This window comes from Nitrosomonas communis, from assembly GCF_024102715.1.
Lineage (GTDB): Bacteria > Pseudomonadota > Gammaproteobacteria > Burkholderiales > Nitrosomonadaceae > Nitrosomonas > Nitrosomonas communis_B.
The window spans coordinates 1-13,034 of sequence record NZ_JAGFJM010000132.1 but is presented as its reverse complement, the minus strand read 5'-3'; the positions used below and the strand labels follow the sequence as shown (position 1 = coordinate 13,034).

Annotated in this window: 10 protein-coding genes; 6 read left to right on the top strand and 4 right to left on the bottom strand. The window is 48.1% G+C overall.

Annotation, left to right across the window (positions count from 1 at the left end; translation table 11 throughout):
• Positions 1 to 101: 101 nt before the first annotated feature.
• Together J5I83_RS12830 and J5I83_RS12825 are read right to left on the bottom strand one after the other, a co-directional pair.
• Positions 102 to 572 carry a hypothetical protein gene (locus tag J5I83_RS12830; RefSeq protein WP_304056731.1) on the bottom strand — a complete coding sequence of 157 codons (471 nt, stop codon included), beginning with the start codon at positions 570 to 572 and terminating at the stop codon, positions 102 to 104.
• A 501-nt stretch (positions 573 to 1,073) separates the two neighbouring features.
• Positions 1,074 to 1,634 (bottom strand): YqaA family protein, encoded by a 561-nt coding sequence (locus J5I83_RS12825; RefSeq protein ID WP_304056730.1) that lies wholly within the window; start codon positions 1,632 to 1,634, stop codon positions 1,074 to 1,076.
• Positions 1,635 to 2,132: 498 nt separating this feature from the next.
• Here J5I83_RS12825 and J5I83_RS12820 point away from each other — a divergent pair, with 498 nt between their 5' ends.
• The 3 genes from J5I83_RS12820 (at position 2,133) to J5I83_RS12810 (ending at position 4,754) form a co-directional block, all read left to right on the top strand.
• Positions 2,133 to 3,569 carry an ATP-binding protein gene (locus tag J5I83_RS12820; RefSeq protein ID WP_304056728.1) on the top strand — a complete coding sequence of 479 codons (1,437 nt, stop codon included), beginning with the start codon at positions 2,133 to 2,135 and terminating at the stop codon, positions 3,567 to 3,569.
• On the top strand, positions 3,566 to 4,246 hold the full coding sequence (locus tag J5I83_RS12815; protein ID WP_304056726.1) for a response regulator: 681 nt from the start codon (positions 3,566 to 3,568) through the stop codon (positions 4,244 to 4,246). The genes J5I83_RS12820 and J5I83_RS12815 overlap by 4 nt, the downstream gene beginning before the upstream one ends.
• A gap of 160 nt (positions 4,247 to 4,406) precedes the next feature.
• The gene (locus tag J5I83_RS12810; RefSeq protein WP_304056723.1) at positions 4,407 to 4,754 is read left to right on the top strand and encodes a Spy/CpxP family protein refolding chaperone; all 348 of its coding nucleotides are present in this window, start codon (positions 4,407 to 4,409) and stop codon (positions 4,752 to 4,754) included.
• Positions 4,755 to 4,929: 175 nt separating this feature from the next.
• Here J5I83_RS12810 and J5I83_RS12805 read toward each other — a convergent pair whose 3' ends face one another.
• Positions 4,930 to 5,853 carry a histone deacetylase family protein gene (locus tag J5I83_RS12805; RefSeq protein WP_304056721.1) on the bottom strand — a complete coding sequence of 308 codons (924 nt, stop codon included), beginning with the start codon at positions 5,851 to 5,853 and terminating at the stop codon, positions 4,930 to 4,932.
• Between the two features lie 26 nt (positions 5,854 to 5,879).
• Positions 5,880 to 7,445 carry an amino acid permease gene (locus J5I83_RS12800; protein ID WP_304056719.1) on the bottom strand — a complete coding sequence of 522 codons (1,566 nt, stop codon included), beginning with the start codon at positions 7,443 to 7,445 and terminating at the stop codon, positions 5,880 to 5,882.
• 193 nt (positions 7,446 to 7,638) lie between these two features.
• Here J5I83_RS12800 and J5I83_RS12795 point away from each other — a divergent pair, with 193 nt between their 5' ends.
• The 3 genes from J5I83_RS12795 (at position 7,639) to J5I83_RS12785 (ending at position 12,926) form a co-directional block, all read left to right on the top strand.
• The gene (locus J5I83_RS12795; protein WP_304056717.1) at positions 7,639 to 10,317 is read left to right on the top strand and encodes a GNAT family N-acetyltransferase; all 2,679 of its coding nucleotides are present in this window, start codon (positions 7,639 to 7,641) and stop codon (positions 10,315 to 10,317) included.
• A 390-nt stretch (positions 10,318 to 10,707) separates the two neighbouring features.
• Positions 10,708 to 11,058 carry a hypothetical protein gene (locus tag J5I83_RS12790; RefSeq protein WP_304056715.1) on the top strand — a complete coding sequence of 117 codons (351 nt, stop codon included), beginning with the start codon at positions 10,708 to 10,710 and terminating at the stop codon, positions 11,056 to 11,058.
• A gap of 275 nt (positions 11,059 to 11,333) precedes the next feature.
• Complete coding sequence (locus tag J5I83_RS12785; RefSeq protein ID WP_304056713.1) at positions 11,334 to 12,926, top strand: S10 family peptidase; 1,593 nt, start codon at positions 11,334 to 11,336, stop codon at positions 12,924 to 12,926.
• The last annotated feature ends 108 nt before the right edge of the window (positions 12,927 to 13,034 follow it).

Genomic DNA, 13,034 nt, shown 5'->3' with positions numbered 1-13,034 from the left:
AAAAACGCGCCGCCGCCTGCGCAATGGTAAGTCCTTCCTTCTTGCGAACGGACAAAACTTTGCAGCGAAATGATGATGGATAAGTCATCTATGAATTGTAATCAATTTATTTGAGCTTTGCTATATAGAAATACCCCAAGGGCTGCAAGTAATATGGCGGCACTGATAATGATGGCTATCGGATAAATAAGATTGCCTGCCAGTCCTAGTTGACTGTATTTGATGACCAGCAGTAATCCTTCGAGAACAAGTGCGATACATACGATGCTGACAAAACGCGGCACAGTACGTCTGAGCACGATAATGATGTGACCCTCGTTTTCTTTGCAGGCGTATTCCTTGTTAACTACCAGACCAAGTTCGAAGATTGCCAATGCTACAATGACCATATTGATGGATTTGATAACAGCCTCGGTAAAGCCAGTGTCGCCACTTAATCCTTGAAACAGCGCCTCTCCCGTTAGAAAAGTGAGTATGAGCGCCACTAGAAAAAAGATGGTAGAAAAAATATTTGCCATGAACTGCCGGGAAGCAGTGATATTGAGGGTGGTGATATTAAATGTGGTGGCCATTTCTTCCTCCTTACATCCATTGCGTAGTTTTGTGGATAGTGAAAAATTGGGATAGTTCCTACCAAGAAAAGTTCATAAATAGGTGTCACCATAAGATCAATAGTATTTGGGCAAATCAGTCAGCATTTGATTGCGAGCTGTTTTTTCCGGACAAAGTGCTGATGAGATTGAGTCAGTTTGCGGCATGACATTCATCACGACAACTCAACTACAAACATTATCTGGTCGGGACAGCAGGATTTTCCTTCACTAATGCATTACAACACCTATGGTATCTGCTTGCGGTTTTATACCGTACTGTGTCCGTTCTTTACAAACTACAATGCAATTAGATAGTTTGTTTTATTTAGAGAGACGCTCCGGGTTAGTAATAAAAGAATGTTGTGATACAGGCCATGATATCCTCAGTGGTTGATCAGCAGCTTACCAGGTTGAACTGGACGCCATGAAGCCCAGCGCTGACGAGGTTTATGTATTGGCTTTTGCGGTGGACTCATATTCTTAAAACCAATTGCCAGTCGAATCAATCAGCCAGTAATAAATGAAAAAGCGTGGAATGCGGAATGTCAGGGCAGCCAGGAGCACTATCATTCCTCGTAGTCCCATCACGCCTGCTGTCCAGCATGTTACCGAGAACGGAAACGGTGTAATCGAACCGATTGCTACTGCCCAGAAGCCGTAGCGGTGAATGAATTCCCGATGATCTTCCTTGAATTTTCCAAAAATGCCCTTCACGAACTCGAGATGTCCCAGCCAGCGCCCAATGCCCCAACCCAACATGCCTGCGAAACCAGAAACTATTCCAAGGATCAGAACGTATGCCGACCACTGCTCAGCAAGCGAGCTTTTAGCAATGACCAATAACAGAATATCCGGCGGAAACGGTGTTACCAGTGTGTCTGTGATTAGCAGGATCAGGCAAAGGCCAAAAAAGCCAATCTGCTCGACGATCCAGTTGGTTCCCGCCGATAATTCATCTTCGAGCAGATAACCCAGCGCTGATATGCCGAGAACGAACACCACCAGTGCAATAACGGTCTTGATCAGGTTTTCACGGATCATTGATTACTCCAGTATGGAAACTAGCTTGAGTCCGTTAGGAGTGGAGCGAACTTGGACGCTGCTAAACTTGCTGACAATTCTGGTCAAATTTGGCCAGCAGCAGGAAAAAAGAGGATTTATCATCTAGTCACTCCTTTCGTTAAACAGGCAGTGGGCATGTTACTTACTGAGTCAGAATGGTTAATACTTGCAAATAGTTGCAATCGTTTATTCATCACGCAATGCGCAAGGTACCAGCAAGCAATAGAATCTCTGGAATATTGTCCAATTATAGCTAGATACTATCGTTTATTTTGATCGCTAGTCAGTGTTCCTAGTACCGTATCGGATTCCACTTTGTTCATATTCTTTGCACAATCGCTCAGGACAATCTTACTCGTATAATGTCGCTAAGCTAGCGAATGAAAAGCTGCTTGGTTTGATAAACGGGCTGTTAAGCCAATTAGCAATATTTTTCAGTGCGTTGCTTGTACATACTTGAAAAGTGAACAGTGATCCATGTCAATTAGAGTCAAATTATTCCTAACTTTCTTATTGACGACCTTACTAGTGGTCATGGGCATGCATTTCTTTACCCGGTGGTCACTGGAAAAAGGATTTACTGAGTTTGTTGAAAGAAGGCAGCAGGAGAGAGTGGATAAAATTATCGATATATTGGAGGAACACTATGCCGAGAATCGTGGCTGGGGGAAGCTGGCCGACAATAAGCTTGACTGGATTGCATTGCTTTGGCGAGCTGATCCGCATCGGCATCATCCTCCCAGATGGGTTATCCGGCAAGCGCAACAAGAACCTGAGCAGTGGTGGCCACCAACCATGTTACCTGAAAGAATTAACCAAAAATGGCCTCCGTTCGGTTTGCGCGTCATGCTGTTAAATGATGACAAATCAATTCTGTTTGGGCGGCAGGAGTCGCTTTCCCAGTTACGCCTATATGCGATCCTGCATAATCAACAGACTGTGGGTTTTCTTGGGCTCATGCCAGGAAACCCGATTAATCAGGCGAGCGATATTTATTTCATGGAACGGCAAGTTAATTTATTCTTTTGGGTTGCTTTGATGATGGTCCTGCTTTCTGCGTTGATTGCCTGGTTTTTAGCCTATCATCTGGGGCAGCCATTGAAACGCATTACCGCAGCGGCGCAAAGACTTGCAGTGGGCGAATACAAGACGAGACTGCCGATCGAGTCAAATGATGAAATGGGCCAATTAGCACGCAATTTCAATGATATGGCGGCCGCCTTGGATCAGGTAGAGCAAAGTCGCAGGCGATGGGTGGCGGATATTTCCCATGAATTGCGCACGCCGCTTGCTGTATTACGCGGCGAATTGGAAGCGATTATGGACGGAATACACCCATTAACACCGGAGACAATCAAGTCGTTGTCAGGTGATGTAATGCGACTCAATCGTCTGACCGAGGATCTTTATCAACTGGCTTTGTCTGATCAAGGTGCTTTGAGTTATCGAAAAGTATTGCTCGATCCACTACCACTATTGCAGGAAGATCTTGCCGCTTTTATGCCTGATTTCAACAATAAGCGAATCAGTGTCAAATGGATCAACCGCTTGCCGAAACCTTTACTGATTAATGCCGATTCGGGTCGACTATCACAATTATTTCGCAATTTGCTGACGAATAGTCTCAATCATACGGATAAGGGAGGCCAAATGGAGATCATGATAGAGCGTGTTGAGAATAGGCTGGTGATTGAATTGGCCGACAGCAGTCCTGGCGTTTCACAGCAGGATATTGCTCATTTATTTGAGCGTTTCTATCGTGTTGATAGCTCGCGTAACAGGCATTTAGGCGGCGCCGGCCTGGGGCTAGCTATTTGCAGCAACATCGTAAAAGCACATGATGGGACCCTTAAGGCATTTCACTCAGCTCTGGGCGGACTTGCGATTCGTATTTCATTACCAGTTGTACTATGAATCGTATCCTAATCGTCGAAGATGAACCCAAATTGGCTAACCTGGAAGCAGATTACTTACAGCACGCTGGCTTTCAGACACATTGCTTGAGTCAGGGCCAGGAGGTAGTGCCTTGGTTGAAAGGCAATACAGTTGATCTGGTGCTGCTGGATTTGATGGTGCCAGGCAAGGATGGACTCGATATTTGCCGCGACATTCGCAGTTTTAGCCAAGTACCGATCATCATCGTGACCGCGCGCATTGAAGAGATTGATCGACTGCTTGGTCTGGAAATGGGCGCTGACGATTATATTTGTAAACCTTTTAGTCCACGGGAAATGGTCGCGCGCGTCAAAGCGGTATTACGCCGCTTGCAGCCACCGACCATCAATTCGTTGGAGCAGGCACTCAAGCTATGCCCGCAAAGTTTCAGGGTACAGTATGCAAACCAGGAAATTGAATTGACAGCCGTCGAGTTTCAACTGCTCTATGCATTGTATCAGCAGCCGGGGCGTATTTTCTCGCGTTCCAGGCTGATGGATTTGATTTATCAGGATCAGCGCATCGTTTCAGATAGAACGATCGACAGTCATATCAAAAAGTTGAGAAAAAAATTGGCTGAACTGATTCTGGATAAAGAAGTGATTCATTCGGTTTATGGGGCGGGGTATCGGTATGATTCACAAAATATCAGCTAGGAGTCGTTGCAACGATCGCTTAGAAATTTGATCATGATGTTAACTTTCATATTTTTTCCACAATCGCTGCAAAATGTTTACGCATTTGCCACATATAGTTACTCTCAAGAGCAGCAAACAAGCCGCTCTGTAATCAGACCTTAACAAGGAGAACTAAACTATGAACACTAAAATTATTAGTATGGTAATTGCTTTGGCATTTCCTCTGACAGTAGCCGCGTATCCAGGTGGGAAAGGTGATCATGAACAATATCGTGCTAAGAAAATAGAACGGCTCGATAAGGAACTGAAACTGAGTGATGATCAGAAAGCTAAAATCGACGTACTTTATAAGGAACAGGGCGAGAAGCACAGAGTGATTCATGAGGAAACTAAATTGCAGTTGAAAACGATCTTGACTCCTGAACAAAATACCAAGCTGGAAGAGATGAAACAGCGCCGCCATGAAAAATGGCGTGAAAAACATCAAGAAAGAAAACAGGAAAAATCTGAGACTACTCAACAATAAGCAATTAGGTGTAACAACCATTGAGTGCATGGCCGAAGGCAGCCGGAGTAATGGCTGTCGTAGGTTGTGCATACATGGTATCGCGGCATCAACTCATCCGTAAACATGTTGTTTCTAACGAGACTGCGCAGTACTTAGAAGGCGTGAATGTTTCGGGATGTTTATGCTTACTCAGCTACAATCCGCACAATACCTTAATATGAGCGGCTGCACTCCTGCCAAGCGCATGCAGAGTGTAGCCGCCTTCCAGCGCCGAGACAATGCGTTTGTGCGCATATTTGTCGGCGATTGCTTTAATCTGTTCGGTTACCCAAGTGTAATCCGCTTCGACCAGATTCATACGCGCCATGTCATCTTCTCGGTGCGCATCAAAGCCGGCGGAAATGAAGATCATTTCTGGCTGGAAAGCTTCCAGTGCTGGCAGCCAGTGCTGCATGACGGCGCAACGGAATGCCTGACCGTCTGATTTAGCTGTAAGGGGGACATTGATGATGTGATCGCTGCCGCTATCCGCACCGCAATAAGGATAAAAAGGGTGCTGGAAGGTGGAGCAGAGCATGACACGAGGGTCATCTTTAAAAATATCTTCGGTACCATTGCCATGATGCACATCGAAATCTGCAATCGCCACCCGCTTCAACGCATGCTGTGCCATGGCATGCGCGACGCCGACGGCGACATTATTAAAGAAGCAGAAACCCATTGCCTGATCCCGCGTGGCATGATGGCCGGGCGGACGGATATTGCAGAATGCATTTTCAACTTTGTCAGTCATAACCAGGTCGGTGGCCAGTACGAGTGCCCCTGCTGCACGGTAGGCTGCTTCCAAGGTATAAGGATTCATGAAAGTATCAGCGTCGAGACTGATCATGCCATGCTGTGGCGCAATTGCTTCAATCATGTGGAGATAGTTTTCCGTATGAACACGCGCAAGTTGTTGGTGTGTTACGCGCGGTGCTTCGTGCTGCTGCAGCAATGGTAAGATACCTGAGGCAATCAATTGATCTTCGATCGCCCGCAGCCGTTCCGGCGATTCCGGATGTTCATACCCCATATTGTGTTCAAGACAGGCTGGGTGGGTGATATAGGCTGTCTGCATCAATTTTTTCCAATATTGGCCAACGCTTAATGCTTTAGTTTTGTTAATCCAGCCTCCTCATTACAATCTGCAAGCGAGCGTACTGGCTCGATGATGTTTTCACCGCCAGAGGGTGTAGCAATGCCCAGCGCGACGTGGCTTTTGCGGTAGCCATACAGAAAATAGACAATTAAACCAATTCCTGTCCAGACCGGAAATACCAGTTTGGCATCCGCTGGCAGGAACAGAAAAAGTGTTATACAACCAATCACGGCGAGTGGTCCTACCAGCCAGATCGCCGGCGTTCTGAAAGGTCTGTAACGGTTTTTATCCTTGATGCGCAAAATCATCACGGCCAGTGCTACCACCATAAAGGCGAATAATGTGCCGGAATTAGAGATATCTGCAAGTTTTCCAACTGGCAAGAAAGCAGCCGCAAAGGTCACACCGACACCGGTTACCATAGTAACAATATGCGGTGTTTTGAAACGTGAGTGGACGCGACTCAATACTTCAGGCAGCAAACCATCACGGGACATGACGAAAAAGATGCGCGTCTGGCCAAACAGCATCATAAGAATGACCGAAGGCAATGCCAGAAAAGCAGCCAGACCGAGCAGATTGCCGACCTTTTCCCAACCAATCTCGCGCAGTACATGCGCCAGTGCCTCACGCGAGCATACAATCGGCTGTTGGCCGATGGCGGTAAGCGACTGGCATTGTTCGGCTAGCGCCAATGAGCCGGGCATGAGACCTTGGCCGCTTGCATCCATTAAGGGTTGTGCACCGATTGCACCGATCACGCCGGCTGAGACAGCAAGATAGAATAAGGTGCAGATTGCCAGTGAGCCGATGAGGGCGAGTGGAATGTTGCGCTGGGGATTTTTGGTTTCTTCTGCAGCAGTCGATACCGCGTCAAAGCCGACATAGGCGAAAAAAATGGAAGCGGCTGCCGCGACGACTCCGGAAGTACCCAGGGGTAGGAATGGCTGGAAATTTTCCATGTCAGCAACAGGTAATGCCAGCGCAATGAAGGCGGTCAGGGCAGCGATTTTGACCACCACAAGCGCAGCATTGAAAGTAGCACTTTCCCGTGTGCCGATGATTAGCAGACCTATGATTAGCAAACAGATGATCACCGCTGGTAAATTGATCATGCCGCCGGCAAAGGGGCCATTTGCTAAGACAAAGGGAATTTCGATCCCGAGAGAATTGTTCAACAGACCAACGAAGTAGCCAGACCACCCTACGGCGACTGCGCCTGCGGCTACGGAATATTCAAGAACCAATGCCCAGCCAACTATCCATGCTACGAACTCCCCCAGCACTGCATAAGAATAGGTATAGGCAGAGCCGGAAACAGGCGCCATCGAAGAAAGTTCGGAATAACAAAGCGCCGCTACGGCACATACAACACCAGCGATAATGAAGGCAATCATCATGCCGGGACCTGCCTTCTGTGCGGCTTCGGCTGTCAATACGAAAATACCGGTTCCGATGATGGCGCCTACCCCCAGCAGCGTCAGTTGCCATATACCCAATGAGCGGTGAAGGCTTTTCTTTTCGGCTGTAGCCAGAATGGCATCTAGCGATTTCACGCGCCAGAAAATCATGGATTTCTCCCTTCTAATTAAACGATTATCTGTGATGACCTTAAGTTTTGTGGGGGATAGTGTACAAGAAAAGGTGCTACTATAAGGATGAAATAGATGCTGAAAAATGAGATCGGCCTGGCATGAACAATTTTCCTGAAAGTATCTTTCATGCCATTGCTATGATATTCAACGAATATAGGCAGATAATTCGATGAACAAACATTATCTCAGTCCGCTTTTTTCTCCTCGTGCGGTGGCAGTGATCGGCGCGAGCAGTCGGGTAGAGTCAGTCGGTGGAGTAGTGTTTAAAAACATGCTGGAAAGTGGTTACCAGGGGAAGCTCTATGCGGTTAACCCGAATCATGCCGAAATACAAGGTCAGCAGGCTTACGCTAGTATCGAACAGATTGAAGAAACAGTGGACTTGGCGGTAATCATTACCCGAGCTGCTACTGTGCCAGATATCATTGAGTCATGCGGTAAGCGTGGTGTCCGGTTTGCTTTGGTGCTGTCGGCAGGTTTTAGAGAAACCGGACCGCAGGGTGCTGCGCTTGAACGTGCCGTGGCTGAAAACGCCCGGCGTTACGGCATGCGCCTGATTGGTCCCAACTGCCTTGGCATTCTTTGCCCGGCGGTAGGTTTGAACGCTACTTTCAGCAAGGGGGGCGCAAAATCTGGCGGGCTTGCGCTGATTTCCCAGTCGGGCGCATTCTGCACTGCGATTATGGATTGGGCGCGACCAAACGATGTTGGTTTTTCCAGCATTATTTCCATGGGTGCTGCTGCCGGCATGGATTTTGGCGAGATGCTCGATTACTTCGTATCTGATCCGCATACTGAAAGTATTTTGCTCTATATCGAAGGTATTCAGCATGCCCGCAGCTTTATGAGCGCGCTGCGCGCCGCAGTAAGAATCAAACCTGTCTTCATCGTCAAGGCAGGTCGTCATGAAGCCGGCTCCAAAGCAGCATTTTCTCATACTGGCGCAATGGTCGGTTCGGATGATGTATTCGATGCTGCGTTGCAACGTGCTGGTGTCGTGCGGGTGAATACTATTGTGCAGCTATTTTCCGCTGCCAAGGCGCTCTCGACTCATTTCCGCCCAAGCGGCAATCGGCTGGCAATTGTAACCAATGGTGGTGGGCCGGGTGTCATGGCAGCGGATCGGGCTGCTGATTTGGGCGTCATGATCGCTACTTTGTCTGAGGACACGTTAGCGCGCTTGGATGCTGTGCTGCCGGATACCTGGTCGCATGGTAATCCTCTGGACATTATCGGTGATGCCACGGCGGAGCGTTATCGCCATGCTGTCACGCACTGTATGCAGGATGATGGCGTGGATGGTGTGCTAGTGATCCTGACGCCACAGGCGATGACTGAACCGCTGCAAGTGGCGCAGGCTGTCATTGAAGTTGCTACAAAGTTTGACAAGCCGCTTATTGCCTGTTGGATGGGGGAGGCTCAAGTTGCCGGCAGCAGACTGGCCTTTACGCAAGCGAAAATATCCAGCTTTCGTACGCCGGAACCTGCAGTTGAGGCGTTCTCATTTATTTCTGCTTATTATCAGAATCAGAAGTTGCTGATGCAGACACCTGGTCCGATCTCTCGCTACAGTTCGCCAGATGAAGAAGGTGCACGCTTGTTGATCGAAGGCGTGCTGGCAGAGCATCGCAAAGTCCTGAATGAAATGGAAGCCAAAGCAATTCTGGCAGCATTTCATATTCCGATTGCCAAAACCATGGTGGCGCGCTCTCCTAATGAAGCGTTATTGATTGCTGAGGAACTGGGTTTGCCGGTCGCCATGAAAATCAATTCCCCCGACATCACCCATAAATCCGATGTGGGCGGGATACGTCTCAATCTCGGTAATGCACAGGCTGTTCGATCGGCTTATCACGAGATCATTCAGTCAGTGCAAAAATATAATCCTAGCGCCCTGATTGATGGTGTTGTGGTTGAACCAATGATCATCAAACCCAATGGCCGTGAATTGATGGTTGGCGTGACCACTGATCCAGTATTTGGTCCTGTCATCACGTTTGGGGCGGGAGGTGTGCTGGTCGAGGTATTGGGCGATCGCGCAGTGGCATTGCCGCCGCTCAACCGCTTTCTGGTTAAAGATATGATCAAGCGTACGCGTATTTCCAGGCTGCTGACAGCTTTCCGCCATATGCCGCCAATCGATATGAGCACGCTGGAAAGCATACTCTTGCGCGTATCGGAAATGGTATGTGAACTTCCCTGGATCAAGGAAATGGATATTAACCCGCTGATCGTTGATGAAAACGGCGCCTGCGCAGTCGATGCACGCATAGCCGTGGATTACCTGTCACCTTCGGTCGACCGCTATGCGCATATGGCGATACACCCTTATCCCATTCGCCTGATCACGCGCTGGCAGTTGCCGGATGGCACCGACCTGACGATCCGTCCGATTCGTCCGGAGGATGCAGAAATAGAACAGGAATTTGTGCGGGGCTTGTCCGCCGAATCAAAGTATTTTCGTTTCATGGATACTCTGCAGGAGCTTTCTCAGCACATGCTGGTGCGCTTCACACAAATTGACTATGACCGTGAGATGGCACTAATTGCGGTGCGGGAGCTGGATGGGCGGGAAAAGGAGCTCGGCGTATGCCGCTATGTAACCAGTGCTGATGGCCAATCCTGTGAATTTGCTCTCGTCGTGGCAGATGAATGGCAGCGAAAAGGTATCGGCAACAAGCTCATGAATTGCTTGTTTGATGCTGCTCGCGCCAAGGGGATCAAAGTGATGACAGGTGAAGTACTGGCAATTAATCGCTCCATGCTGGAACTGGTGCGCAGACTGGGATTCGAAGTCAGCACCAGCGAGGAGGATGCTGCCGTCAAGCGTATTGTGAAGTGGCTTTGATTGGGCAGATGCCGTGATAGATTCTCCCGATTTATCTGCAGTAAGTTCTTAATGGTCATGTTTTATTATTTGGAAAATTTGTTCTGTTGCTTGGTACGGGTGGTAGGGCAGATAAGTTTGCATCATCTGCTACATGGCCAGATTTAATGAATATCAGCCATTCATGATTTGTTCAGTCAAGGTAAGGTAGTCTTGGCATACAAAGAATTATGAAACAGGTGAAAATTGGAATTAATCATCACTTTATTCATTAAAAGCTTGTGCCTCAGTAACGACTGTATGCATTTGGGCTTGCTATAATGGAATATGTGGTTATGTTCTCTTGAGTTCTAAAACAGGTAACACTAATAAATATATTCATTAATTTATTCTAAACGGGATGATTACTTCATGAAATTGAAATACTTACTATTGATGCTCGCACTAGCAACGGGGGGAGCAAACGCAGACAACTCCACGCTTGATGCAGCAATTGGTGGAGCGCTTGGCGGAGCTGCCGGGGCAGCCATTGGTAATGAGGTTGGAGGCCGCAACGGTGCGATTCTCGGTGGTGCACTGGGGGCGGCGGCAGGAAGTGCAGTTACCACAGATAATGATCCGCGGCCACGTTATGTTGCACCACGCAGAAATCACCATTATGTCGCTCCTCCTAGGAATCATTATTATGAACGTAGTCGCTATTATGACGATGATCGAGGCTATCACTGTCCTCCCGGTCAAGCAAAAAAGGGTCGATGCTGATTCGCGGAAATAGCTAGAGTTCCATATCCGTTATTTCTGTGGATAATAATTACAAATACTGATTGATACATGAGCCAATGGATGATGGCTTATGTATTAAGCAGCGTTCTCTTTCTTTATACTGCTAAAAATATGGTCAGTAGTGCTATCTGTCTGTGTAACTGATGCATTATTACGAATCTGCAGTGGACTAAAACATTTGACCAGTGGCACGCAGGCAGAACAATTTGACACTGGTTCGCCTATGTAAAAGCATGATGGGAGGGAAGTTTGATATGAGTTCGCGCTTTTTATGGATGCTGGTTACAAGCTTGATCTGTTTGTCGCCGGTAACGAGTGTGATGAGCGCAGCAGAAAAGGCTGAAGTGCAATCAAAGCATTTGAGCGAACGAAGAGCGCTCGATGCCCCCGCCCGTGCGATCACCGCGCATACCTTTAAAGTGGGTGAAACAAAACTTGACTACACAGCCACTGCCGCATCGATCACAGTTTATGATAAGCAGTCCAAACCAATTGGTCAGATTTTCTATATTGCCTATATAGCAGAGCAGCAGGGCGATCGTCCTAGGCCACTTACTTTTGTATTTAATGGTGGTCCTGGCGCTGCAGCCGCGTATTTGCATCTCGGTGCGCTTGGCCCCCAGCGCGTCGTATTCAACGCCGATGGTACTGTACCTTCGATGCCGGCTCGCATCGAAGGTAATCCGAAAAGTTGGCTGACTTTTACTGATCTGGTTTTTGTCGATCCTGTTGGAACGGGCTATAGCCGTGAAGTGGGGCATGACGAAAGCGCTAATAAAGATGGTGAAGTAGGGTGGCACCCAGTATCTCCTGGCAGGGCATCATCCAGATCGAAGGTTTGGGGGGTCGAGGAAGATACAGTCTCCTTATCCCGTTTTATTCGTACCTATCTGACTGAGGAGAATCGCTGGTTGTCGCCTATGTACCTGGTTGGGGAGAGCTATGGGGGATTTCGGGTGGCGCGTCTCTCCAGGCAACTGCAAACCAATTTTGGGATTGCGCCAAGCGGTCTGATTCTCGTCTCGCCTGTGCTGGATTTCAGTTTTATCAGAGGTGATGAGCGTAGTCTTTGGCCATGGGTGGCTTTACTGCCGAGTTACGCCGCGGCTGCAGCAATCCATGAGCGCAGTAATCAGATAAACTACCGGGCGAACGATCCACGTTTCTCGCTTGCACAAGTAGAACGTGTCGCCTTGTCAGACTATCTTAGCGGACTTGCGATGGGAGCGCTTGAACAGGACTGGCTCGATCAAACCAGCAGATTGATCGGGCTGGATAAGGATATGCTGCTGCGTTGGACTGGACGTGTGCCACCAGCGCATTTTACCAAGGCGCTGCTTGCTGACCAGCGCCGTTTGTTGAGTTTGTATGATGGGTCGATTACGCTAGTTGATCCGGAACCAGCTAAACAACGCTCTCTTGGCCGCGATTCCTATCTCGATCGTCTCAATGCACCGATGACAGCGGCTTTTAACAGTTACGTGCGCGATTGTTTAAATTTTAAAACCGATATACCCTTTCTGCTGTTAAATGAAGAGGTATCGGCAGCGTGGAATTGGCAATCAGGTATGCGCGGTCAACAAGGCTTTGTCGAGGCGGTTTCAGATCTGAAACAGGCCATGAGTATGAATCCTGCTATGCGGGTGCAGATCGTGCACGGCGTGTTCGATCTGGTCACACCATATTATGCTTCCGAGATCATAATTAAACAAATGGCGCTGGATCCGCTGATAAGTAATAATATTCAACTTAAGGTTTATCATGGCGGACACATGCCTTACTTACATCAAGGTGCGCTTGATAGCATGTTCGAGGATGCGGTACAGTTTTACAAATTGGCGTCATGATTGATCGCTCTGGCAGGAGCGAGTAGGCAAGGCACAGATAGCCATTCGGGTATGTTCTGGTTGCCCGCTGATCCCGATGCTCTTTAATTAGGAAATCAAAATAATGAG

What these genes read in the sequence shown, in the direction of transcription:
- J5I83_RS12810 (WP_304056723.1), top strand. Translation starts at nt 4,407, where the DNA reads ATGAACACTAAAATTATTAGTATGGTAATTGCTTTGGCATTTCCTCTG.
- J5I83_RS12790 (WP_304056715.1), top strand. Translation starts at nt 10,708, where the DNA reads ATGAAATTGAAATACTTACTATTGATGCTCGCACTAGCAACGGGGGGA.
- J5I83_RS12825 (WP_304056730.1), bottom strand. Translation starts at nt 1,634, where the DNA reads ATGATCCGTGAAAACCTGATCAAGACCGTTATTGCACTGGTGGTGTTC.
- J5I83_RS12830 (WP_304056731.1), bottom strand. Translation starts at nt 572, where the DNA reads ATGGCCACCACATTTAATATCACCACCCTCAATATCACTGCTTCCCGG.
- J5I83_RS12805 (WP_304056721.1), bottom strand. Translation starts at nt 5,853, where the DNA reads ATGCAGACAGCCTATATCACCCACCCAGCCTGTCTTGAACACAATATG.
- J5I83_RS12795 (WP_304056717.1), top strand. Translation starts at nt 7,639, where the DNA reads ATGAACAAACATTATCTCAGTCCGCTTTTTTCTCCTCGTGCGGTGGCA.
- J5I83_RS12785 (WP_304056713.1), top strand. Translation starts at nt 11,334, where the DNA reads ATGAGTTCGCGCTTTTTATGGATGCTGGTTACAAGCTTGATCTGTTTG.
- J5I83_RS12800 (WP_304056719.1), bottom strand. Translation starts at nt 7,445, where the DNA reads ATGATTTTCTGGCGCGTGAAATCGCTAGATGCCATTCTGGCTACAGCC.
- J5I83_RS12815 (WP_304056726.1), top strand. Translation starts at nt 3,566, where the DNA reads ATGAATCGTATCCTAATCGTCGAAGATGAACCCAAATTGGCTAACCTG.
- J5I83_RS12820 (WP_304056728.1), top strand. Translation starts at nt 2,133, where the DNA reads ATGTCAATTAGAGTCAAATTATTCCTAACTTTCTTATTGACGACCTTA.